Source organism: Mucilaginibacter auburnensis (genome assembly GCF_002797815.1).
Lineage (GTDB): Bacteria > Bacteroidota > Bacteroidia > Sphingobacteriales > Sphingobacteriaceae > Mucilaginibacter > Mucilaginibacter auburnensis.
On sequence record NZ_PGFJ01000001.1, the window covers coordinates 684147 to 705297 of the forward strand.

General features: G+C 42.5%; 23 protein-coding genes. 14 read left to right on the plus strand and 9 right to left on the minus strand.

From position 1 onward, the window contains the following. Positions 1–381, minus strand: coding sequence for a zinc ribbon domain-containing protein YjdM (locus tag CLV57_RS02975; protein WP_317044563.1), 381 nt, complete (start codon positions 379–381; stop codon positions 1–3). A gap of 68 nt (positions 382–449) precedes the next feature. Between CLV57_RS02975 and CLV57_RS02980 the strand changes: the two genes are divergently transcribed. The 6 genes from CLV57_RS02980 to CLV57_RS03005 all read left to right on the plus strand — a co-directional run bounded on the left by CLV57_RS02980 (position 450) and on the right by CLV57_RS03005 (position 6264). Then, positions 450–1745: an Ig-like domain-containing protein gene (locus tag CLV57_RS02980; protein ID WP_157799052.1), complete on the plus strand. Its 1296-nt coding sequence runs from the start codon at positions 450–452 to the stop codon at positions 1743–1745. 181 nt (positions 1746–1926) lie between these two features. Then, on the plus strand, positions 1927–2898 hold the full coding sequence (locus CLV57_RS02985) for a polyprenyl synthetase family protein (protein ID WP_100339865.1): 972 nt from the start codon (positions 1927–1929) through the stop codon (positions 2896–2898). A 1-nt stretch (position 2899) separates the two neighbouring features. Further along, positions 2900–3946, plus strand: coding sequence for a TerC family protein (locus CLV57_RS02990; RefSeq protein ID WP_100339866.1), 1047 nt, complete (start codon positions 2900–2902; stop codon positions 3944–3946). 30 nt (positions 3947–3976) lie between these two features. After that, a complete protein-coding gene (locus CLV57_RS02995; RefSeq protein ID WP_100339867.1) occupies positions 3977–4459 on the plus strand; it encodes a group II truncated hemoglobin in 483 nt (160 codons plus the stop codon). Between the two features lie 48 nt (positions 4460–4507). Next, positions 4508–5302: a diadenylate cyclase CdaA gene (gene cdaA, locus CLV57_RS03000; protein ID WP_100339868.1), complete on the plus strand. Its 795-nt coding sequence runs from the start codon at positions 4508–4510 to the stop codon at positions 5300–5302. Positions 5303–5376: 74 nt separating this feature from the next. Continuing rightward, the gene (locus CLV57_RS03005) at positions 5377–6264 is read left to right on the plus strand and encodes a sterol desaturase family protein (RefSeq protein WP_100339869.1); all 888 of its coding nucleotides are present in this window, start codon (positions 5377–5379) and stop codon (positions 6262–6264) included. 3 nt (positions 6265–6267) lie between these two features. Here the strand turns inward: CLV57_RS03005 and CLV57_RS03010 are convergent, their stop codons facing one another. Next, positions 6268–6648, minus strand: coding sequence for a hypothetical protein (locus tag CLV57_RS03010; RefSeq protein ID WP_100339870.1), 381 nt, complete (start codon positions 6646–6648; stop codon positions 6268–6270). Between the two features lie 142 nt (positions 6649–6790). Here CLV57_RS03010 and CLV57_RS03015 point away from each other — a divergent pair, with 142 nt between their 5' ends. After that, positions 6791–7015 (plus strand): hypothetical protein, encoded by a 225-nt coding sequence (locus CLV57_RS03015; RefSeq protein WP_100339871.1) that lies wholly within the window; start codon positions 6791–6793, stop codon positions 7013–7015. A gap of 79 nt (positions 7016–7094) precedes the next feature. Here CLV57_RS03015 and CLV57_RS03020 read toward each other — a convergent pair whose 3' ends face one another. Together CLV57_RS03020 and CLV57_RS03025 are read right to left on the minus strand one after the other, a co-directional pair. Next, entirely contained in the window at positions 7095–8357 is a 1263-nt protein-coding gene (locus CLV57_RS03020; protein ID WP_100339872.1) for a glucose-1-phosphate adenylyltransferase, read from the minus strand. Positions 8358–8364: 7 nt separating this feature from the next. Then, a complete protein-coding gene (locus tag CLV57_RS03025) occupies positions 8365–9789 on the minus strand; it encodes a glycogen synthase (protein ID WP_100339873.1) in 1425 nt (474 codons plus the stop codon). A gap of 249 nt (positions 9790–10038) precedes the next feature. Between CLV57_RS03025 and CLV57_RS03030 the strand changes: the two genes are divergently transcribed. The 3 genes from CLV57_RS03030 (at position 10039) to CLV57_RS18295 (ending at position 12913) form a co-directional block, all read left to right on the plus strand. Further along, the gene (locus tag CLV57_RS03030; protein ID WP_100339874.1) at positions 10039–12270 is read left to right on the plus strand and encodes a S41 family peptidase; all 2232 of its coding nucleotides are present in this window, start codon (positions 10039–10041) and stop codon (positions 12268–12270) included. Positions 12271–12603: 333 nt separating this feature from the next. Further along, on the plus strand, positions 12604–12777 hold the full coding sequence (locus CLV57_RS18290) for a hypothetical protein (RefSeq protein WP_157799054.1): 174 nt from the start codon (positions 12604–12606) through the stop codon (positions 12775–12777). Then, positions 12734–12913, plus strand: a complete 180-nt coding sequence (locus CLV57_RS18295) for a hypothetical protein (protein WP_157799055.1) — start codon at positions 12734–12736, stop codon at positions 12911–12913. Before CLV57_RS18290 ends, CLV57_RS18295 begins: the two co-directional genes overlap by 44 nt. A 25-nt stretch (positions 12914–12938) precedes the next feature. Here the strand turns inward: CLV57_RS18295 and CLV57_RS03035 are convergent, their stop codons facing one another. Then, positions 12939–13307: a DUF5615 family PIN-like protein gene (locus tag CLV57_RS03035; protein ID WP_100339875.1), complete on the minus strand. Its 369-nt coding sequence runs from the start codon at positions 13305–13307 to the stop codon at positions 12939–12941. Continuing rightward, entirely contained in the window at positions 13304–13534 is a 231-nt protein-coding gene (locus CLV57_RS03040; protein ID WP_100339876.1) for a DUF433 domain-containing protein, read from the minus strand. Before CLV57_RS03040 ends, CLV57_RS03035 begins: the two co-directional genes overlap by 4 nt. Positions 13535–13833: 299 nt before the next feature. On the opposite strand from CLV57_RS03040, the gene CLV57_RS03045 reads away from it, so the two are divergent. Next, positions 13834–14493 (plus strand): YceH family protein, encoded by a 660-nt coding sequence (locus CLV57_RS03045; RefSeq protein WP_100339877.1) that lies wholly within the window; start codon positions 13834–13836, stop codon positions 14491–14493. A 12-nt stretch (positions 14494–14505) separates the two neighbouring features. Here CLV57_RS03045 and CLV57_RS03050 read toward each other — a convergent pair whose 3' ends face one another. Continuing rightward, entirely contained in the window at positions 14506–15627 is a 1122-nt protein-coding gene (locus CLV57_RS03050) for an MBL fold metallo-hydrolase (protein WP_100339878.1), read from the minus strand. Between the two features lie 203 nt (positions 15628–15830). On the opposite strand from CLV57_RS03050, the gene CLV57_RS03055 reads away from it, so the two are divergent. The 3 genes from CLV57_RS03055 to CLV57_RS03065 are packed head-to-tail and all read left to right on the plus strand — an operon-like array spanning position 15831 to position 19409. Then, on the plus strand, positions 15831–16721 hold the full coding sequence (locus CLV57_RS03055) for a sialate O-acetylesterase (RefSeq protein WP_100339879.1): 891 nt from the start codon (positions 15831–15833) through the stop codon (positions 16719–16721). A 20-nt stretch (positions 16722–16741) separates the two neighbouring features. Next, positions 16742–17515, plus strand: a complete 774-nt coding sequence (locus CLV57_RS03060; protein WP_100339880.1) for a carbohydrate-binding family 9-like protein — start codon at positions 16742–16744, stop codon at positions 17513–17515. Positions 17516–17540: 25 nt separating this feature from the next. Then, the gene (locus tag CLV57_RS03065; protein ID WP_100339881.1) at positions 17541–19409 is read left to right on the plus strand and encodes a glycoside hydrolase family 97 protein; all 1869 of its coding nucleotides are present in this window, start codon (positions 17541–17543) and stop codon (positions 19407–19409) included. Positions 19410–19489: 80 nt separating this feature from the next. Here the strand turns inward: CLV57_RS03065 and CLV57_RS03070 are convergent, their stop codons facing one another. Together CLV57_RS03070 and CLV57_RS03075 are read right to left on the minus strand one after the other, a co-directional pair. Then, on the minus strand, positions 19490–19915 hold the full coding sequence (locus tag CLV57_RS03070) for a hypothetical protein (RefSeq protein WP_100339882.1): 426 nt from the start codon (positions 19913–19915) through the stop codon (positions 19490–19492). A 690-nt stretch (positions 19916–20605) separates the two neighbouring features. Then, on the minus strand, positions 20606–20971 hold the full coding sequence (locus CLV57_RS03075; RefSeq protein ID WP_100339883.1) for a hypothetical protein: 366 nt from the start codon (positions 20969–20971) through the stop codon (positions 20606–20608). Positions 20972–21151 lie beyond the last annotated feature (180 nt).

The window sequence follows — 21151 nt, forward strand, 5'->3', positions numbered from 1 at the left end:
CTATGCTTTCTTTACAAATTCTGATTTAAGCGCCATTGCGCCAAAGCCATCTATTTTGCAGTCGATGTTATGATCACCTTCAACCAAACGGATGTTCTTAACCTTGGTGCCAGCCTTTATACTTTGCGATGAGCCTTTTACGGGCAGCGTTTTAATGGTAACTACGCTATCGCCATCTGCAAGTATGTTACCATTGGCATCTTTTACAACCAATGCGCCTGCTGTTTCATCTTCAGTAGTTGCTGCCGCCCACTCGTTGCCGCACTCAGGGCATACCAGCACATTATTCATTTCATAGGCGTATTCAGAATTGCAAACAGGGCAAGGGGGAAGCTGACTCATATTACTCTTTTTTGGAGTGGCGAAGTTAAAAAAAGCCATGATATAATACTTTGCTTAAATAATCATATTTTAATGTCACATAGTTGAATTAGATTCGTCTCAATATCATGAAATATATTCACCTGCTCGTCATCGCAATTTGTTTCCCTTTACTAATTCAAGCGCAACAACGCAATTTGAAGATAGTTTATACCGATGATATTGACCGATTTTGGCAAGCCTATGATAGTGTTGCGACTACAACTGACACAGTAAAGCAAGCAGAATTTATTCAACGCATTTACGTGAACCAAGGCACACCGGGCCTGAAAGCCTTTATGGAAGCCCGCAATTACAATGCAAAATTGTGGGTGGCTCTTATTCATAAATACCCCAGGTTTTGGAAAAGTATCAGGAACAACACATTGAATATAAAAAACCAAGTTCCGGCTATTTCAAAAAGCATTGATAATTTTAGAAAGCTATACCCCGAACTCCGTCCATCAAAGATGTACTTCACTGTAGGGGGGGTACGGTCAGGGGGTACTACTACTGATGATATGGTACTCATTGGTACGGAAATCGCAGCGGCAGATGAACATACTGACGCTGCTGAATTAAACGATTGGTTAAAGGATGTTTTCAAGAATCAACAGCCGTCAAACCTTGTTGCGCTAAATGTTCATGAATATGTTCATACCCAGCAAATAGCTGGTAATGCGCAGTTCTTGCTTGCGCAAACTATAATGGAAGGATCGGCAGACTTTATTGCAGAGCTTGTTACACAAAAGAAAAATAATAACGCATATATGGTTTATGGCCGGAGCCATGAACAAGAGTTAAAAGATAAATTCCTTGTGGAAATGTTTAGCACAGCAACGGATAGCTGGTTGTATAACGGCTCCAACAACCCTCATTCTGACCTTGGTTATTTTATGGGTTATGTTATATGCAAAAGCTATTATCTGCATCATAATGACAAGAGACAGGCGATAAAAAAGATAATAGAATTAGATTACACAAACGAGCAGGAGGTTGTAGATTTTTTCAGGCAATCCAAATATTATGCCGGGCCAATTAACAAGCAGGAGCTGTTAAGCAAATTTGAAAAACTGCAACCCCGGGTAATTAGCCTAATGCCAAATATTAATAACCAAGAGGATGTTTCTTCGTCTCTCTCGGAGCTTATCATTAACTTTTCTGAGCCTATGGGTGAAGGCTATTCTATTAATTTGGGCGAAGGCGGTAAAGAGCATTTCCCAATTTCCGGGGTTGTTGGCTTTACAGATGATCGTAAATCATTTAAGCTTAAATTAACCTTGAAACCGGGACAGACGTATGATTTTGTAATTACTGACAGATCGTTCAAATCCCGAACAGGTTATGCTCTACAACCATATACTGTGCGTTTTACAGTAAAGTAGCCTTGTTTTTTAGCGGCTCCTGTGAAGTTGCTCAACAAATAATGCAAGCCACCCATTAAACTTTATTTTGATGTGCTGTGACGATAAAAACAAATGCAGTCATAACGCAAATAGCGTTTTTTCGCTTATGTTTGTCACCTGTAACAAAATGCCGATAAATTGAAGGCATACATAGCTTATAATGCTGAGCATTAACGAGATAAAGAAACCCATTGCTGCTGATATTGATGCCTTTGAAGATAGGTTCAAAGCCTCTATGCAAAGCTCGGTTCCGCTGTTGGATCGTATCACCCATTACATTGTTAAACGCAAGGGCAAGCAAATACGTCCCATGTTCGTGTTTTTCTCGGCCAGCGTTTGCGGTGGCATAACCGATGCAACCCACCGTGGCGCCGCTTTGGTGGAGCTACTGCATACGGCTTCGCTTGTGCATGACGATGTGGTGGATAACTCTTATCAACGCCGTGGTTTTTTCTCTATCAATGCCCTTTGGAAAAATAAGATAGCCGTTTTAGTAGGCGATTTCCTGCTGTCAAAAGGCTTGCTGCTTTCAGTTGAGCATAACGACTTTGCCCTGTTAAAGATCGTATCTGAAGCGGTAAGGCAAATGAGCGAGGGCGAATTGCTGCAGATAGAAAAGGTGCGCCGCATGGACATTAGCGAAGATGTTTACTACGACGTGATACGTCAAAAAACAGCCTCGCTTTTAGCTTCCTGCTGCGCCATTGGTGCGTCATCTGCCGGTGCTGATGACGAGACCGTTGAGAAGATGCGATTGTTTGGCGAGAAAACCGGCATAGCCTTCCAGATCAAGGATGATATGTTTGATTTTGGCACAGATGATGTAGGTAAACCGGTTGGAATTGATATCAAAGAGAAAAAGGTTACGCTTCCGCTTATTTACGCGCTGAACAATTGCGATGCAGCAGAAAAAAAGAAGATGATGAGCCTGGTAAAGAATCACAATGATGAGCCTGCAAAAATTGTCGAAATAGTGGCTTTTGTTAACCGTCGGGGTGGTTTGCAATATGCAGCAACGCAGATGAAAAAGTATCAGGACGAAGCCTTTGCCATATTGAACACCTTTCCGGATGGTGAGGCCCGCAGGGGGCTTGAGCAATTAGTACGGTTCACAACAGAGCGCAACAAATAACATGTCGCACGAAATTCTTTTCATTATCGGGTTCGTAATATTCATCGGCTTGATGATGGCTATTGACCTTGGCCTGTTCGGCAAAGCTAACAAACCCGTAAGCCTGAAGCAGGCCGGTATAATGAGTGCGGTTTGGGTAGCGCTGGCCATGGGCTTTTATGTGCTTATATTAAACTTCGGGCATGAATTGCATGATGTACATACCCTGCGCCGCCTGCACGAGATCAATCAGAAACACTTCCACAAGCTGGCTATTGATAACCACAACCTCATAACCAGTTTGCAGCTATACCGCAAAACACTTGGGTTAGAGTTTTTAACCGGTTATGTGGTAGAGTACGCCTTGTCTGTTGATAACATCTTTGTGATGGTGCTCATTTTCACCGCCTTTGGTGTTGCATCAAAAAACTACCATACCGTTTTGCTTTGGGGTATTATTGGCGCTATTGTAATGCGGTTTCTGTTCATCTTTTTAGGTGCTGCGCTGATCGATCGCTTCCACTGGATACTGTATGTATTCGGCGCATTTTTGGTATATACCGGTATCACCATGTTCATTAACCGCAACAAGGAAGAAAAGATAGATCCGGAAAATCACCCTGTGGTAAAGTTTGCCTCGCGCTTTTTTTCCGTACATCCGCATTTTGTCGGCAACAAATTTTTCACCAAAATTGATGGTAAAAAAATGATCACACCACTGTTCCTGGTGCTGCTCATTATTGAAACTACTGATCTCATTTTCGCTGTTGATTCAATCCCTGCCATATTTTCCATTACCAAAGATCCTTACATCGTTTTCTTCTCTAACATATTTGCCATATTGGGCCTGCGCTCCATGTTCTTTTTGCTGGTTAACATCATTGAAAAGTTCCACTATCTCAAAGTGGGTTTGGCTGCTTTGCTGGCTTTTATCGGCCTAAAAATGCTGGCCTCACATTATGCAGAGCAGATAGGATTAACTACCGCAACCTCGTTGTACGTTATATTGGGGATTTTGGCTATCAGTATAGTGGCTTCGCTTATTTTTCCGAAAAAGAAGCTGACTTAAAGCGTTTTATGTATTAGATTTACCATAACTATGGAAAATACTAACACGCAAACAATACCTACATTATACGAATGGGCCGGCGGCATGCCCGCTTTTGAAAAGCTTTTCAATAACTTCTATGATAAGGTTTTAGCAGATCCGTTACTGGAGCCGGTTTTCAAACATATGTCGCCCGAACACAGGCAGCATGTTGCCCATTTTGTAGCCGAAGTTTTAGGCGGCCCGAAAATGTACAGCGAAGAAGGCGGCAGCCACTTTGGTATGATACAAAAACACCTGTCAAAACATTTAACCGAGCAGCACCGCAAACGCTGGGTTGAGTTATTACTGCAAACAGCAGATGAACTTGAACTGCCAGATGACCCTGAATTTCGGTCAGCTTTTGTGGCTTACCTGGAATGGGGCACACGCATTGCCGTTATCAATTCTAATGAAGAGCAAATTGATGGTCCGCAGGATATACCTATGCCGCAATGGGGCTGGGGTGTGCCGGGAGGCCCTTATCAGGGTTAATTGCTGCTGTTTTAAAACACTTTTATTTTAAAGTGTTAACTTAGTGCGATGCAGTTAGGCGATCTTTCTATTTTCATACCTTCTTTTGTTGATGTGATAGATGTGGTGTTAGTAGCCATTATTATTTATCACATCTACAATTTAATAAGGGGAACCATAGCGGCCAACATATTGGTAGGTCTGCTTATACTGTATGCCGTAGGTTTTGCGGTAGAGAAACTGCATATGCAATTGCTATCGCGCATATTGGGTTATTTTACCAACGGTGGCATTGTAATAGTGGTGGTGGTTTTTCAACAGGAGATACGCCGCTTTTTATTGCTGGCCGGTAAAAACGCTTCGCTACAACGTAACAAGGCCTGGTGGCAGTACTTTTTTGGAAAAGCCGAAGCCGAAAAGAACAACTACGCCCGCATTAAACCCATTATTGATGCCTGCAAAAGCTTGAAACAAACCCGCACCGGGGCTCTAATAGTTTTCGCTAAATATTACGATGAGCAGTTTTACCAAACCAGTTGCGAGTTGATGGATGCCAAAATATCCAAACGTTTATTGGAGAGTATCTTTCAAAAGAATAGTCCGCTGCATGACGGGGCAGTGGTTATAGCCGATAATAAAATTAAATCGGCCAGTTGCATATTGCCGCTTACAGATAAGCACGACCTGCCCGCGCAGTTTGGTTTGCGCCACAGGGCCGGCATAGGTGTTACCGAAGCCAATGAAGCTGCAGCCATCATTGTATCAGAAGAGACCGGAGAGATATCATACGCCAAGCAGGGCCGCGTAAAAATGAATATCAGTTTTGTAGAGCTGGAAAAACTGCTGAATAAGGACTTTCAGTAATTATCTCTCAAATTATATTTGTTAATTTTTAATTAAAATTAACGGCGCGATTTTTGTACATTTGCAGCATTTATATGCAGATACTCGATTCAATAACAAAGTGGATAGTAACGCTTGCTCCGCCGTTGCTGCTTACCCTGCATTTTATGGTAATAGCAGGCGGCCTGTACGGCGTATTCTACGTGTGGAAAAAAGGTAAATTATTCTACCTTAAAATACAGCAGCGTTTCCCCAACAAAAAAGATGTTGCACGCGAAATAAGATATTCCATTTATACCTCACTTATTTTCAGTATAGTTATTGTGGCCGTAATGTGGCTAAGCGCTAATGATTACACGTTGATCTATCGCCCGATTGATAAGTATGGTTATGGTTACTTTGTGTTCAGTGTGTTATTGATGATAGTGATACATGACGCTTATTTTTACTGGACCCACCGTTTATTGCATTGGAAGCCGCTTTATAAACACGTGCATGTGGTACACCATAGATCACTTAATCCAACGCCTTTTTCTGCGTATGCATTTCATCCGGTAGAGGCATTGGTTGAGGTAGGTATTGTACCTGTTATTGTGTTTACTGTTCCTTATCATTACATGGCACTAACCATTTTTTCAGGTTATGCTTTGATAATGAATATTATGGGGCACATGGGTTATGAGTTCTTTCCTAAAAGTTTTGCGCATAATAAAGCTGCCAACTGGCATAACAGCGCTACGCATCATAACATGCACCATAAGTACGTTAAGTACAATTTCGGGTTGTATTTTAATTTATGGGACAAGTGGATGAAAACCAATCACCCTAAATACGAAGAACACTTTGAAAAGGTGGTTAACCAGCGTGACGCCGCCAAGGTTGAACCGCAGGATAATATTGTTGCCTCAGAAAACGCTCCGGTTATACCCGCTGCCGTAGCCGCCCGGGTAAAGATAATGAACGATCAGAAAACCGCGGTATAGCTTTTATTTTACGGTATTCGCAGCCGGAACAATTATATTATTTGTTTTGGGTTTTGGCATAGTGTATAAGCCGGGCTTGTTCATGCCAACCACAGGCATATTATAAGTCGTAACATCAGTTTGCACCACCGGCATTCTTGAATTTCCCTGCGTACATGCTACGGGCATGTTATCACTATTGATCGTTATATTCTGTGTGAAAGGGTTTATTGTATTCCGCCTTACGCTATCCATCATTTTAAAAGCAAGCTCCCTGTTTTTTAAACTATCCTGAAACGACCCGAACTGTTGAAGCGGTTGCTGTTTAGCAAATGCAGGCGCTTGTTGCGCTTTCAATTGGGTTGTGCAGCATAATGCTATAATGGCAATAAAGGCAGCTTTCATTGATGTGATTATAATGGTTAAGTAAATATATTCGTTAAAATATCTGTAAACAAGTTATTTAACAATTTTAATATTAACATTATTTGCAATGTTTTGTTAAATTATTCGTTACCTTTAGATATAAATTAAAAAATTAAGTGCTATGAAAAAAATGAATCCCTTTTTCGCTATCGGTACTACCGGCTTTGTTGTTATAGCCACTCTACATATCATCATGGCTTTGGTATTGAACATGCCTGCCGTACACCCTGTTTTTATGGCACTGTATCCGGCATTTGCAATCTTCCTGATTTTGGGAACAGCGCAGATCATCAACGGTCAAAAAGCTGCCCCGGTTAAAGTACGCGCTAATAACAAGCGTTACTAATCGAAATATTTTTATTGTAATACAACAAGAGCGGCCCAATTTTGAGCCGCTCTTGTTGTATGTATAGGTTTGTAATTTTTTATATCACTGTGCCATGCGGTATTACTGCACGTTTCTTGATCACTACAATTCCATCCTGCACGGTGTAATCGCCATAATCGCCATTGGCCAGCGGCGGTCCACAGTTAATGCAAACATCATTACCTATAAAGGTGTTTTTATCAATAATGGCATTCTTAATCTTACACCTGTCGCCAATACCCATAATAGGCGTGCCATTAGCTACCGACTCATCAATTTGCTCCAGTGTTTGGTAGTTGTCGCTACCCATTACATAGCAGTTCTCAATACTGGTTTCAAAGCCAATGCGGGTACGTATACCAATAACCGACCGTTTAATATGGCTGGCATTAACAATACATCCATCAGCAATAATAACCTTATCCAGGTGCGTGCCCGATACCTTTGAAGGCGGCAACATGCGCGCGCGGGTAAAAATGTAATTCTTGTCAAAGAGGTTAAACTGCGGGATGTCATCAGTAAGGCCAAGGTTAGCATCAAAGAAAGATGGTATGGTACCAATATCTGTCCAGTAACCTTCGTATTGGTAGCTGTATACTTTTTTATCAACAATAGCCTGCGGAATGATCTCCTTACCAAAGTCTGGGTGATCATTTCCCTGTAGCAGATCAAACAGTAATTTACGGTTAAACAGGTATATACCCATTGATGCCAGGTAAATACGACCCTGCGCCTGCATTTCTTCGCTCACCTCTGATGCCAGCGGCTCAAAGTTGGTTTTTGGCTTTTCAACAAACTTGGTTATGATGCTTTGCTCATCAGTTTTCAAAATACCAAAGCCGGGTACATCATTAGCATGCACCGGAATGGTGGCAATGGAAATATCTGCCTGTGCCTCGATGTGCTTTGATATCATATCCTCAAAATCCATCTGGTACAGTTGGTCGCCTGATAGGATCAGCACGTAATCAAAATCATGTACAGCCAAATGGTGCAAGCTTTGCCTTACCGCATCTGCAGTACCCTGGTACCAGCCACCACTCATTGGCGTTTGCTCGGCAGCCAGAATGTCAACAAATGCCTCGCTGAAACTGCTAAAGTGGTAAGTGTTTTTAATGTGCTTGTTAAGCGATGCCGAGTTGAACTGGGTTAATACATAAATACGTGTTATACCCGAGTGCAAACAGTTAGAGATAGGAATATCTACCAACCGGTATTTGCCGGCAATTGGCACAGCAGGTTTTGACCGCGACGCCGTAAGCGGAGAGAGCCGGCTGCCTTGCCCGCCACCTAACACTATACAAATTACATTTGATGTCATGTGATTTTTAATTATTTGGAATTATGCTTTTATAAATGTCTATATACTGTTGCGTGGCGGTATCCCACGAAAAATCAAGCGCCATCATGCGTTTACGCAGTTGTTGTAAGTGTTTGGGGTTGTTGTACAATACCAATGCCCTGCTAATGGCATACACAATATCGGCCACGCTGGTTTGGTCATAACGGATGCCATAGCCACCTTCATCACCAAAATCAATTACCGTATCTTTCAGTCCGCCGGTACTGCGCACCATAGGCAGCGTGCCGTAGCGTAAAGAGTAGAGCTGGTTTAATCCGCAAGGCTCCACGCGCGATGGCATCAGCAAGAAATCGGCACCGGCATAAACCAAATGCGCCAGTTCTTCATTATAGCCAATGAACACATTGCAGTCAGTTGGGAATTTCTCTTTTAATTCCTGCAATTTATGTTCCACGTCAACATCACCGGCTCCTAATAAAACAAAGTTTACCTGTCCGCTGGTGCTTTCCAGGCTTTCGGCAATGGCATCGGCCATAACATCAGCGCCTTTCTCATAAACCAATCGGCCTATAAAGGAGATCAAAGGTTTATCGGGCGATAAATTGAACCTTGCACACAATGCCTCTTTGTTGGCTTTTTTGCCTGCTGCAACTTTGGCAACATTGTATTTTGCAGAGATCATCGGGTCGGTTTGCGGGTTCCAAACAGCTGTATCAATGCCGTTAACAATACCAACGCCACGCTCGCGCTCCATTACAAAGAGACTTTCCAATCCGTTAGAACTTACGGCCAACTCGTCCAGATAACTTGGCGAAACAGTAGTATACATAGAACAGCAGCGCACTGCCGAAGCCAGCGGATTAATGCCGCCGCTCCAGTCCAGCAAGCCGGTTTTACTCAGGTCTATCTCCGGCAGGTAAGCTAATTTGTCCCACCCGAAAGCGCCGTGGTATTGCCCGTTATGAATAGTAAACACGGTAGGCGTATTGGCCAAACGGGTATACAGTTTTGAATATTTTAACAGGAAAGGCACCAGGCCCGAATGGTGATCATGGCAATGGATCACATCCGGACTTTGCTGCGAATAGCTGATCCAATCCAGAAAAGCCAGCTGATAGGCAATGAACTGCTCATTCTCGTCGGGATAGCAGTAAACTTCCTCGCGATCTATCAGTCCGGGAATTTTTATCAGGAAGAGCTCAAACCCCAAAGTGTTGTTGCGCTCTTTTAATACTTCAAAATAAAGGCGACGCGTGCCCAGCAGGGTAGCGCTTTGAAAAACCACGTCGAAATCATGTTCGCGGGTAAACTTACGGTTGTAGTAAGGCAGGGCAACGGCAGCATCCAAACCCGCCTTAACCTGGTATTTGGGCAGTGCGCCCACAACATCGGCAAGGCCACCAACTTTGGCAACAGGGTAGCATTCGGCACTTAAATGGTATATTCTCATGTGGTAATGTAGCTGCGATTAAGGTACTAAACATTTGTACAATACAACAAACAGATAATTCAAAAAATGTGTTCCAAAAAATGGCGAATTTGAAACAAAGGGTACATTTTGTTGCCAAACGCGTAGAAATACGGTTTTGAAGGTAGGGTTTGTTGGGGATTTGGTAATTGCAACAATGAGTTAAATGATGTTAAAAAATTGCTGCAGATTTTTTATACAGTATCTTAGCTGTGTTAGCACCATACTATTATGAAACCTATCCATCTACTACTCACATTTATTTTCTCAGCGCTGTTTATTAATTATGCCCAGGCGCAGGTTGACATTAACGGCGATCTGGAAAAGATAAATAACCCGCGAAAGCTTCCTGCTGGATGGACGCACCCTGCCGTTACGGTTATATCTGATGGCTACAGCGTTACACTTGATAGTGCAGAAAAGCAGCAAGGCAAATATGCTGTTATGATAAGCCAGGCAGGAAATAAGGTGAGCTATGCTACCGTAGGCTTTAATATTGATAAGCGCTTTGCAGGTAAGAACATAGAGTTGCGTGGTTATTTAAAAACAGAAAATGCAGAAAGCGCCGGCTTTTGGCTTGCTGTTGGAGAAGATTTTTCGGTTAGTATGCAAGGCCCTAATGCCGTTAAGGGAAGTACTAACTGGAAAGAGTATCGGGTAAAAATAGCCTATAAAGAAAAGTATGCTACTTATGTAAGAGGCGGCGCAATATTAGCCGGGAAAGGAAAAATGTGGTTTGATAACGTAAGGTTATTTATAGACGGTAAACCAATTGAACAGGCAGATGCTTCTAAAATTTCATTGTCCAGAGCTGTTGCAGATACGGCTTTTATCAGCAATTCGGGCATAAGTAATATAAACACCACTCCACAAACCATAAAAAACCTCAATATTTTAGCACAGGTGTGGGGTTTTGTTAAATATCACCACACCGAAGTTGCCGATGGCAATGTTAATATGGACGCCGAACTTTTCAGAATAATGCCGGTCGCGCTTAACGCTAAGGATGCTTCCGCAGTAAGTAATGTGTTAGAGCAATGGTTTGATAAGCTTGGCACAGTGCCGCCTTGCACTAATTGCAAGACTTTTGATTTTAAGGATACCAAATTACGTCCCGACTACGGGAGTATTTTTGACGATAGTCTATTAACACCTGCCTTTAGGTCCAAGCTTACCAATATCCTAAATCGCAATATCACAAAACATTACTATGTAAGTTTAACACCTAACGCGGGCAATCCGGTGTTTGAGCACGAGAAAGCTTATGCCGATAAAAATTATCCCGATGCAGGTTACCGCCTGCTCTGCTTGTTCAGGTATTGGAATATGATACAATATTTTTATCCCAACCGCCACCTGATTGGAGATTGGAATAAAGTGCTGCCCGATTTCATTCCGAAATTTATAGCTAATACCAATGCGGAAAGCTATGCACTAACCGTAATTGAACTCATTTGCCGGATACGCGACACGCACGGCTTTTTACCAAGCAATAATGTAATTGAGAACTACAGAGGGGCTTACGCGCCACCTTTTAAAGCCCGCTTTATTGAGAACCAATTGGTAGTAACCGGCTATCATAAAGACTCTACAGCAGTAAAAGACAAAATAAAAAAGGGCGATATTATCAGATCCATCAACGGAGTGTCTGTTGAAGAGTTGATTAAAAAGTATGAGCCTTTAACATCTGCCTCTAACCAGGCAGCATTAATGCGCGATATGCCTTTAACTTATCTGCTACGCAGCCAAAAGCCCGCGTTTGAGTTTGACATATTAAGCAACAACATACAAAAAAAGGTCAATGTTGACGCAGTTAAATATGATTACGACGACTTTGCAGTAATTAATACGCCTCCACGCAACTCACCAGGTTATTATTTACTTAATAAAGATATAGGCTACGTGTATCCGGCACGGTACAGTAATAACTACATGCCTGCCATTAAAAAGCTGTTTGCTAACACTAAAGGCATTATTGTGGATATGCGTTGTTACCCAGCAGACTTTATGCCCTTTAAATTTGGTGGATATATAAAACATGGCAAAGCTCCTTTTGTAAAATTTACCCGGCCAAACCTTGAAGCGCCGGGGTACTTTTTTATTGAGCAACCCCTTGGTATAAGGCCCGATGTAAGCACGTACAAAGGGAAGGTAGTGGTTATTGTTGATGAAAATGCGCAAAGCAATGCAGAATATACCACCATGGCTTTTCAAAGCTCAACCAATGTAACCGTTATAGGCAGTACCACAGCCGGTGCCGACGGAAATGTATCCTACATAACATTGCCGGGCGACTTAAGAACTGCCATATCAGGAATTGGCGTACTCTATCCTGATGGCACCGAAAGCCAGCAAGTAGGGGTAAAAATAGACAAGCAAATAAAGCCAACTGTTGCAGGCATAAAAGCAGGTAGGGATGAATTATTGGAGGAAGCGGTTAAGATGGTGATGGATGGGAAGTAAGTAAGGGCGGAATTAAAATGTTGCCAATAGGCAATGAAAAGCGCAATGTACTGCACATGCACAAGTGATTCGCTTGACTTGCCTGGTTAGAAAGAACAAATCGACTCAAATTTGATCAATCGTTAGGCCATAAATTTTATGAGTACAAATTGAAGACGCTCCTGATAAAACTTTGCGACGATAGGCAACTACTGCCGATAGTAGCCTATAAATTGCCACATAATAATTTATTTAAAAGGGCATTTTTATGTTTCGAAGATATGCAGATTAATGAGGCAACAATCGGTTCAATATGCATGAGGCAAACCTAAAAATAGATTTGTTACTTTAACCATGCCCAATATCAAATTCTCCTACCTCTATCGTGATGCCGACAACTACAAAAACTTTGGCTATGTAGTTTTTGACAATCCAACTAATATGGAGTTAGCAGAAGTTGTGCATCATCTTAAAAGTAATTTGATTGACGGTTGCTGGTTTTACGCTAAAAGAATGGAAATTGCCTGACCTGCGCTTTCCTGATACCTGCCCAAGCGACCCAACATGGCATGAATTTGAAGGAGTTGAATACACCAACGAAGCCGCTACTATGGATTTGTTATTGTTACCTATCGCATGGGGATTGCTTTGTCCCTCGCAATGATGCTGACCTGAAATCTTACCTTATGCTATCGTGCTAACGGAAGAATTCTAATTCGCGCTTTTTCCTCATCTAAAACAAAAAGAGCACCTTGAATTAAAAGATCATTGTATTTTAAAATTGTGGATATCACTAATTCGCTGAGATGTTTAACCGTTACATTCTGACTACGAACCTGTATCACGCTGGGTTTTTCGGCTTTTGTAAGCGCAAGCGCAGTACCGAAATCGAGGTCGTGGGTGAAAACAATATGGTCGTTTTGTCTGGCCCAATCCATTAATTCAACATCGGGAGCATCAAATCTGCCAATGGAAGACCAATGCACAGCGGATATGTTGTGAAGTTTAAATTCATGAACCCATTCAGGCGATAAGTTCATGTCGATAAGTATTTTCATGCAGTAGCCAAAGGAACTTCTATTTCCTCAGAACGCCATGCAGCATAAGCCAAAGCCTCCATTATATCCTCTTTTTGTAAATAAGGATACATAGCTAATACAGCATCAATTGTAATACCCGATGCCAGCAAGCCAATAATGGTGCCTACTGTAACGCGCAATCCCCTAATGCAAGGTTTGCCGCCCATTATATTGGGGTCGAGCGTTATGCGTGTTAAGTTTTTCATTAATTCAAATTTACATATAAATAAATGCAATTCAAATGGTAACGCTGTACCTATATGCGTCCGCAGTATAAGCGCTATGGAGGAACAAACCAACGTATTGTAAACCACACACCGTATCAACCCTGTAAAATCGGTTCACCCGTTTCATTTTCGTTTCACTCAAAAACGATAAAAAATTAACAATCAATATCTTGCAAAAAATATCGTTTCACATCGTCTCACACACCAAATGAGACGAAACGGTACCGGAGCGGTGGCACGGCGTATAAATGCCTCAAATTATTATATTTACCGCCACTATGGATACACCTCAAACCCTGCCTGTTTTAGATGCTGTTGAGCTGCGTGTGCTGGGCTCGCTTATTGAAAAAAGCCGCACCACACCCGACTATTACCCCATGACGCTGAATGGCCTAACCACGGCCTGCAACCAAAAAACATCGCGCAACCCGGTAGTAGCTTACGAGGAAGCGGAAGTGATGGATGCCCTCAACTCCCTCAAAAAACGTGGATTGGTATCAACCGCTACCGGTGGGTCAAGCAGGGCGGTAAAGTTCAAGCATAACCTGGCCATAGTGTACCCGCTCCTCCCGCAGGAGCTGGCGCTGTTGTGTTTGCTCATGCTGCGTGGTCCGCTAACCCCCGGTGAGCTTAACACTAATTCAGGTCGTTTATATGAGTTTGAGAGCCTGGAAGAAGTACAGGAATATATAGACAAGCTGGCTACTAATGAGCCTGCTTTTATAACCCAGCTACCCAAACGCCCCGGACAAAAGGAAGCGCGCTACGCCCAACTCCTGCAAGGTGAACCCCAATTGACAGATGACTGGAGCGATGAAGCTAACACCACCACTTCCCCCCGCTCCGGCGGACTGGAAGCCCGCATAGTACAACTGGAAGAAGAGCTTGCCACATTGCGCGCAGAGTTCGACAGTCTGGTAAAAGAACTGAAGGGATAGGGATAAACTTGTTTAATCCATGTTCCACCATGGGGTGCGCAGTGGTGCGGTGCCCACGGTGTAAGGCTCGCCTATTTTGGGCACGGTAACCTGCACGTTCAGGCTATCGGCAACAGGCAACATGGTTTTAACAGATTCGTTCCAGCCGTGGTAAGCCTCGGCAAATTTGCCCCAATGTACAGGTAAGATCATTTTGGCTTTCAGGTCGGCAGCGGCTTGTGCGGTCTGGTCAGGGAACATATGGTTTTGCGACCACATGGTGTTGTACTGCCCACATTCCATCACGGCCAGATCAAACGGGCCGAAATGCTCGCCTATGGTTTTGAAGTGTGCGGTATAACCGGTATCGCCCGAGTAAAACATTTTATAACCGTCGGCTTCAATTACGTACGATGCCCAAAGCGTTTTGTTACCATTAAATCCCCTCCCCGAACGGTGATGCGCCGGCATAGCGGTAATATTCAATTGCTCATTAATGGTAATAGCCTCGCCCCAGTTGAGTTCGGTAATGACAGCGTTGTCATATCCCCAGTATTTAAAATGACTGCCAATGCCTAAGGGCACCACTACCTTTTTTACCCGTTCTTTCAACTTGCTGATGGTGATATAATCTAAGTGGTCGTAATGATCATGCGACACCACGAGCACATCAATAGCGGGCATGTCCTCAGGTTTGTAAACGTCGGCCCCCTCAAAAGCATTTACCGGACCTGCAAACGGGCCTGCAAAGCTGCTCAGTTCCGGGTCGAATAATATGTTGGCCGTTTTGGTTTTGATCATAAAACACGAATGCCCAAACCAAATAACGGTAGGTTTATCGTAAGCAGCATTAAGATTCGTTTTAACTGTTGGCATAATCTGAGATGGTCTAACCGAGTCGGGCTTTCCATTTAACATGCGCAACATCCTGAATGGCGTTAGCTTGCGGGGAGCAGTAGCTGGTGTAGTAACTCTGCGTGGTTGTGCTTCGTTCAGGTTCAAAAAGCCATCCATGGTGTAGTTGGGCAGTTGCTGTAGCTCTTTAAGACTTTCGCCGGAAGGGTTTTTACCAACAGATTTGATGATACGGCATTCCGACAAAAGGAAAACAGTAAGTAAAAGGCTAAGCAGACACAGGGCTCGGGTAAATTTCATATTCAGATACAGCCATAACGCATTTGTGCAGGCATTGTTATGGGTGTTTTATAAATAGTAGATGAGCGTTAGGCGCAAATGGTTACAGGTCATTCGCACAAAACCTTTACAAACATGTATTGTAAAAATTTTATATTTTGGCTATCAGAAATAATGCGACTTAACCGGCGCATTGCCAATTACTAAAACCCATTTTAATCCATATGAAATTACGCATTGCCGCACTCACTGTACTAAGTGCAATTGTTTTATCAAGCGCTGTTGTATTTACAGCCTATAAACCTGCCGAAACCATTAAACAGGACAAGAACTTTTATATTTTCCTGGCCTTTGGTCAGTCAAACATGGAAGGTAACGGCCCCGTTGCACCTGCCGATACCGTTGGCGTTGATCCGCGTTTCCAGGTGTTCGAAACAGTAAATTGCCCTAACCTGGGCCGCGAAGCAGGCAAATGGTACAAGGCAAAACCACCCCTTTGTCGTTGCAACACAGGTGTGTCCCCATCAGACTATTTTGGAAGAACACTTTTAGCCAACCTGCCAGAAAATATTAAGGTAGGTATTGTAAACGTATCTGTAGCAGGCGCTAAAATTGAGGTATTTGATAATACAACCTATCAGAGTTACATAGCCAACCAGGCCGGATGGATGAAAAACATCGTTAAAGAATATAATGATAACCCTTACCAGCATTTGGTTAATATGGCCAAAGAGGCTTCTAAATATGGAGTTATAAAAGGAGTCTTACTTCATCAGGGTGAGTCAAATGCTAATGATAGCCTATGGACCAAAAAGGTAAAGACTATTTATGATAACGTGACCACTGATCTGAAAATAAAACCTAAAAACACACCGCTATTAGTTGGCGAACTGGTAAATGCCGATCAGAACGGTGCATGCGCGGGCTTTAACAAGTTTATTGCTACTATACCGCAAGTAATTCCTAACTCTTATGTAATATCATCTGCTGGAGCAACTGCAAAACGCGACAGGTTGCACTTTACTACTGAAGGTTACAAACTATTAGGTACCCGCTACGGCGAAAAAATGCTGGAACTGTTAGGTAAAAAAGGTCCTTATATAGCTGCTAAGTAATATCTAAACCTGATATAAACATGATACGCAAAATTATAGCATCCGCCGCATGTTGCTTAGTTGCATGCCTGAGCGTAAAAGCGCAAACGCCCGAAAAGAAATATGTAATTGGCGAATTGCCATCATACAAAGTAGCTAAAGCCACGGAACCTATTACCGTTGACGGTAAAATGGACGAGGCTGCCTGGAAAAATGCCGAAGTACGTAGTCTGGATTATTTTTACCGTGCAGATAAACCGGTTGACAAACAAGCAACCAAATTCAGGATGATGTGGGATGAAACCAACCTGTACTTATTTTATGAATGCCAGGATACTTCACTAACTGCCCGCGAAACAGCTTTTGACGCTCGCCCTTACTTGGATGATTGCGCTGAATTTTTTGTTGTTCCGGTTCCGGATAGCTTAAACATGCACTTTGGGTTTGAGATCAACATTACCAAAGCTGCTTATGATTATATGATGTTTTGGCAGTATTATCAAAAACGCAATTATTTTGTAAAAGGATACAATCCTGCCTACAAGGTTGAGGTAACCACTAATGGTACCATCAATAATGATAAAGATAAGGACAAGGGCTGGACAATGGAGATCGCCATTCCAATAGATGCTTTATCCAACTTTGGTCGCCCTCGGGTGGGTGCAAAGTGGGCATTCCAGGCCGTTAGGCAGGACCGTAATTTAGTTGACGATCGCTTTCGCTCTACATCAACGCTTTATCCAATTTATGATATCCGCTTAGACGTGCATCAGCCTAATCGGTTTGGCATTATGGAGTTTTTGGATAAGAAGTAAGAGGGCAGCCATTATTCTATCAAACATGAGATACATTAAAATTTTATCTGTGGTTGTGCTGTTAGCCGCTGCAAAAAGCAGCTTCGGGCAAAGTCAAACCGTTACGGTTAGTAGTCCGGATAAGCAATTGTCATTAACAGTTTCTGCTTTAGATAAAAAACTAACTTATAATATTAAGGCGGGCAATACGCCAATTATCAGCACATCGCCATTGGGTCTAATTGCAGACAGTGCCGACTTGGGCGATAACGTGAAAATAACGGGCGCTGCAAAAACAGGCAAGGTAAACGAAAGCTATCCTATTTTAGGCAATCATCCCATAGCAAAAAATCAGGCTAACGAGGCGGAAATACCTGTTAGCGCTGCGGGAAAAGCCATGAGCGTAATTGTGAGAGTTTATAATGATGGTGTGGCTATACGTTATACCATCCCGGCAGGAATTAAATATATTAACGGAGAGAAAACAGCATGGACCTTACCTGCTAACATTGATAAAATTGCATGGGCCGATTATCATCAAAGCTATGAGGGCTTAAACTATGTAACTACGCTTGACAAAGTCACCGAAGGCAAAGCAATAATGGGGCCTATCACTTTTCAAACCGGCGACTATTACGTTTCAGTATCTGAGGCAGATGTAGAAGATTTCTCAGATATGTCTTTCATGCGCAGCGGCAACGTCTTAAGTGCATACTTTCCATTCGCTAAAAAAGGCTGGGTGGTAAAACCACCGTCAAGCACCATTTATTTGAACGGAACTTACAAAGGCAAAAAGGTTACACCGTGGCGCACTACTATGGTTGCAAAATCGCTCGATGGTTTAGTTAACTCTGATTTGATCACCAACTTGTGCCCGCCGCCGCCAAAAGGGTCAGACTTTTCGTGGGTGAAGCCGGGTCGCAGTATGTGGCAGTGGTGGAGCATTGGTGCGCCCAAGTTAGATGATCAGAAAAAATGGTTTGATGCGGCGGCCAAACTTAAATGGGAGTACTACCTGATTGATGATGGATGGCGCAACTGGAAACAGGAAGGTAAGGATCAATGGCAATTGTTAAAAGAGGCCATTGACTATGGTAAAACAGTAGGCGTAAAGTCAATAGTTTGGGTTGACTCCAAAGAATTTAGAAAGGCGCCCGAGCGTAAAGCTTATTTAGATAAGGTGAAAGCTATTGGCGCATCGGGTATTAAAATAGATTTTATACCAGATGCAACGGCCGACATTATGCAATGGTATGCCGAAACCCAGCAGGAATGTGCCGACCTGAAACTACTGCTTAACTTTCATGGAAGTGTTAAGCCGACTGGCTTAAACCGGACTTTCCCTAATGATATAACCCGTGAAGCGATAAGGGGTAATGAATATCACATGACACGCTATCGCCGTGTGATGCCACCGCAGCATGATGTTACGGTGCCATTTACAAGGCTGTTGGCTGGTCCCGCTGATTTTACTTCGGTGATATTAGATCCAAAACAACTTGCTACCACTAAATTCAGTTGGGCGCATGAGTTTGCGCAGGCTATTGTGTACTTATCTCCTGTTATTCATTTTACAGACCAGTACCAGTTTTATCTGGATAGCCCTATGTTTGACCTTTTTCAGGAAGTGCCAACTACATGGGACGAAACCCGCGTGTTACCTTGCACCAGCATGGGCGATGTGGTTGCTTTCGCGCGTCGAAAAGGCACAACCTGGTGGGTTGGTGTGATGAATGGCGGAGAGGAACGGGAAGTAAAAATTCCGTTGGACTTTTTAACTAAACCGACCAAAGCCAACTTGGTTTATGATGGCGAGACCAATACCAGCGTTGACCGTAAAGAACAAACCGTGAGCAGTAAAGATGTTTTAACTATTAAGTTGCGCCCAAGCGGTGGTTTTGTGGCGAAGATGTAATTTTAAAAAGCTTATTAATTGCAAGAGGCCGTTCATAATCGAAACGGCCTCTTTGCAATTTAATAAGATGAGATAATACATTATTTTTTTACAAAAGTTACCTCGTTAACCTCTTTGTAGGTTATTCCATTTAGCGTTTCTGTCTCTTCGTAAGACAGAACCAAATTGGTATCGGTTTGCGTTTTAATGATTATTGTTTTAGGCTTGTTGTCTTCAGTGTAGATTATTTTATCTCCCGATACCGAATAACTGTAAGGTTCTTCAATGGCTTTACCAAACTCATACTGTTTTATCTGTGTTCCGGTAAACTCTACCACCCACTCATCAGCACTGTAACTAAAAGGATCATCTTTGTGAGTAATTTTTCCATTCTCATACTCGGTTTCAACTTCTGTTGTGGCCATCCATTTGCCAATTAGCTTGTCTGCTGTAGCTTCGCTTTTGTCTTTTTTACATCCAACTAAAGCAGTTGCAGCAATTAAAAATGCGATTAAGGTTTTTTTCATATTTTTTTTCCTCAAAAGTATAGGTTGGACTATCGCCTCGCAATACCCATAAACGGGGAAAACTTGACCAGATTTCACGTTGTATTTCAGGATAAAACACCCTTTCCTCGCCTATATCTTCAACTTTGTTGTGAAGATAAAAACGAACCAATGTATGCACATTAGTATATAAAAATAAAAAAGCCCTGATTTTATATTAGAGCTTTCGTCGCGATGGCAGGATTTGAACCTACCACCTCCAGCACCCCATGTAGTCCTTATTTCGTCTTAATGATTTGTAATATAGTTATTAACGCTCTATATGCCTCTGAAACCTTAATTAAGGTCAATAGGAGGGCCAACAGTGATAAAGATAATAGATGTGTGTTGATTTCATAATCGTCGTTGATAATGAATAGTGTGTAGTTAATCATAAAGCCCACACCCAGGCTAGGCATGAATTTAGCGCAAGGAGGACCTGAATAAATAGGTATGTGCATAGGGCACGTGAGCGTTTATGCGGTAGTTCCTTAGCGCGTATTCAGACCGTTGCCTAACTTTGCTGTAATGATTAATGACTACTCCTACTTACTTCTAAAGTAATTCAGCTTTTAGCAATATTTACTCTTTAAGAGGTTAGTTAAAAGTTGAATCAAGTTGTAAGAGTTAGACCTGGTTAACTTTTAAAGTAGCAAGCAAGGCTCCAAACGGCTAAGTTTCCAACTCATGCTTCTTTCTTCCTATCCATATATCACCAAAGTGCTTGACGTACATCTTGGCTCCTTCTTGGTTCAACTGCAATTCATAACCATCCTTCAATAGGTCATCAACTGTAAAATCAGCATACTCAAACTCATAGTCATAGCAAACAACCTTATCTTCTGCAATGCTCCAGTCAAATTGATGTAGGTTGTAGTTGATGTCTCCAAATTTATTATAGGGGAACGGTTTGATTGCTACTATCTCAGAATCAGGACGAATCGTTTCCCCAGGACTGTCAGTCTTGTAACAAATTATCTCAGAACGGATATAATCAGGATCGTACAGCCAGAGATGCAAATCATAGTTGATTCCCATTTCGTTGAATACCTTTATCCAAGTGGCATGTGCATGTAAAAGTTTAGAGATAATCCGTTTATAGAACCATAAGGGCGGGTGCCTTTTCTCAAGTGTATAGAACGGGTACAAGATGCAACGTTCATAGGTATAACCCGTTTGTTCAAACCATATCACGAACTTCCGCGACTTTATAACTTT

Bases quoted from the DNA above. Each gene is read 5' to 3' on its own strand.
- CLV57_RS02995 (WP_100339867.1), top strand. From the start codon at position 3,977: ATGGAAAATACTAACACGCAAACAATACCTACATTATACGAATGGGCC.
- CLV57_RS02990 (WP_100339866.1), top strand. From the start codon at position 2,900: ATGTCGCACGAAATTCTTTTCATTATCGGGTTCGTAATATTCATCGGC.
- CLV57_RS02975 (WP_317044563.1), bottom strand. From the start codon at position 381: ATGGCTTTTTTTAACTTCGCCACTCCAAAAAAGAGTAATATGAGTCAG.
- cdaA (WP_100339868.1), top strand. From the start codon at position 4,508: ATGCAGTTAGGCGATCTTTCTATTTTCATACCTTCTTTTGTTGATGTG.
- CLV57_RS03065 (WP_100339881.1), top strand. From the start codon at position 17,541: ATGAGATACATTAAAATTTTATCTGTGGTTGTGCTGTTAGCCGCTGCA.
- CLV57_RS02985 (WP_100339865.1), top strand. From the start codon at position 1,927: ATGCTGAGCATTAACGAGATAAAGAAACCCATTGCTGCTGATATTGAT.
- CLV57_RS03030 (WP_100339874.1), top strand. From the start codon at position 10,039: ATGAAACCTATCCATCTACTACTCACATTTATTTTCTCAGCGCTGTTT.
- CLV57_RS03060 (WP_100339880.1), top strand. From the start codon at position 16,742: ATGATACGCAAAATTATAGCATCCGCCGCATGTTGCTTAGTTGCATGC.
- CLV57_RS03050 (WP_100339878.1), bottom strand. From the start codon at position 15,627: ATGAAATTTACCCGAGCCCTGTGTCTGCTTAGCCTTTTACTTACTGTT.
- CLV57_RS03005 (WP_100339869.1), top strand. From the start codon at position 5,377: ATGCAGATACTCGATTCAATAACAAAGTGGATAGTAACGCTTGCTCCG.
- CLV57_RS03025 (WP_100339873.1), bottom strand. From the start codon at position 9,789: ATGAGAATATACCATTTAAGTGCCGAATGCTACCCTGTTGCCAAAGTT.
- CLV57_RS03055 (WP_100339879.1), top strand. From the start codon at position 15,831: ATGAAATTACGCATTGCCGCACTCACTGTACTAAGTGCAATTGTTTTA.
- CLV57_RS03010 (WP_100339870.1), bottom strand. From the start codon at position 6,648: ATGAAAGCTGCCTTTATTGCCATTATAGCATTATGCTGCACAACCCAA.
- CLV57_RS03035 (WP_100339875.1), bottom strand. From the start codon at position 13,307: ATGAAAATACTTATCGACATGAACTTATCGCCTGAATGGGTTCATGAA.
- CLV57_RS03020 (WP_100339872.1), bottom strand. From the start codon at position 8,357: ATGACATCAAATGTAATTTGTATAGTGTTAGGTGGCGGGCAAGGCAGC.
- CLV57_RS03015 (WP_100339871.1), top strand. From the start codon at position 6,791: ATGAAAAAAATGAATCCCTTTTTCGCTATCGGTACTACCGGCTTTGTT.
- CLV57_RS18290 (WP_157799054.1), top strand. From the start codon at position 12,604: ATGCCCAATATCAAATTCTCCTACCTCTATCGTGATGCCGACAACTAC.
- CLV57_RS03075 (WP_100339883.1), bottom strand. From the start codon at position 20,971: ATGGGAATCAACTATGATTTGCATCTCTGGCTGTACGATCCTGATTAT.
- CLV57_RS03045 (WP_100339877.1), top strand. From the start codon at position 13,834: ATGGATACACCTCAAACCCTGCCTGTTTTAGATGCTGTTGAGCTGCGT.
- CLV57_RS02980 (WP_157799052.1), top strand. From the start codon at position 450: ATGAAATATATTCACCTGCTCGTCATCGCAATTTGTTTCCCTTTACTA.
- CLV57_RS03070 (WP_100339882.1), bottom strand. From the start codon at position 19,915: ATGAAAAAAACCTTAATCGCATTTTTAATTGCTGCAACTGCTTTAGTT.
- CLV57_RS03040 (WP_100339876.1), bottom strand. From the start codon at position 13,534: ATGAAAAACTTAACACGCATAACGCTCGACCCCAATATAATGGGCGGC.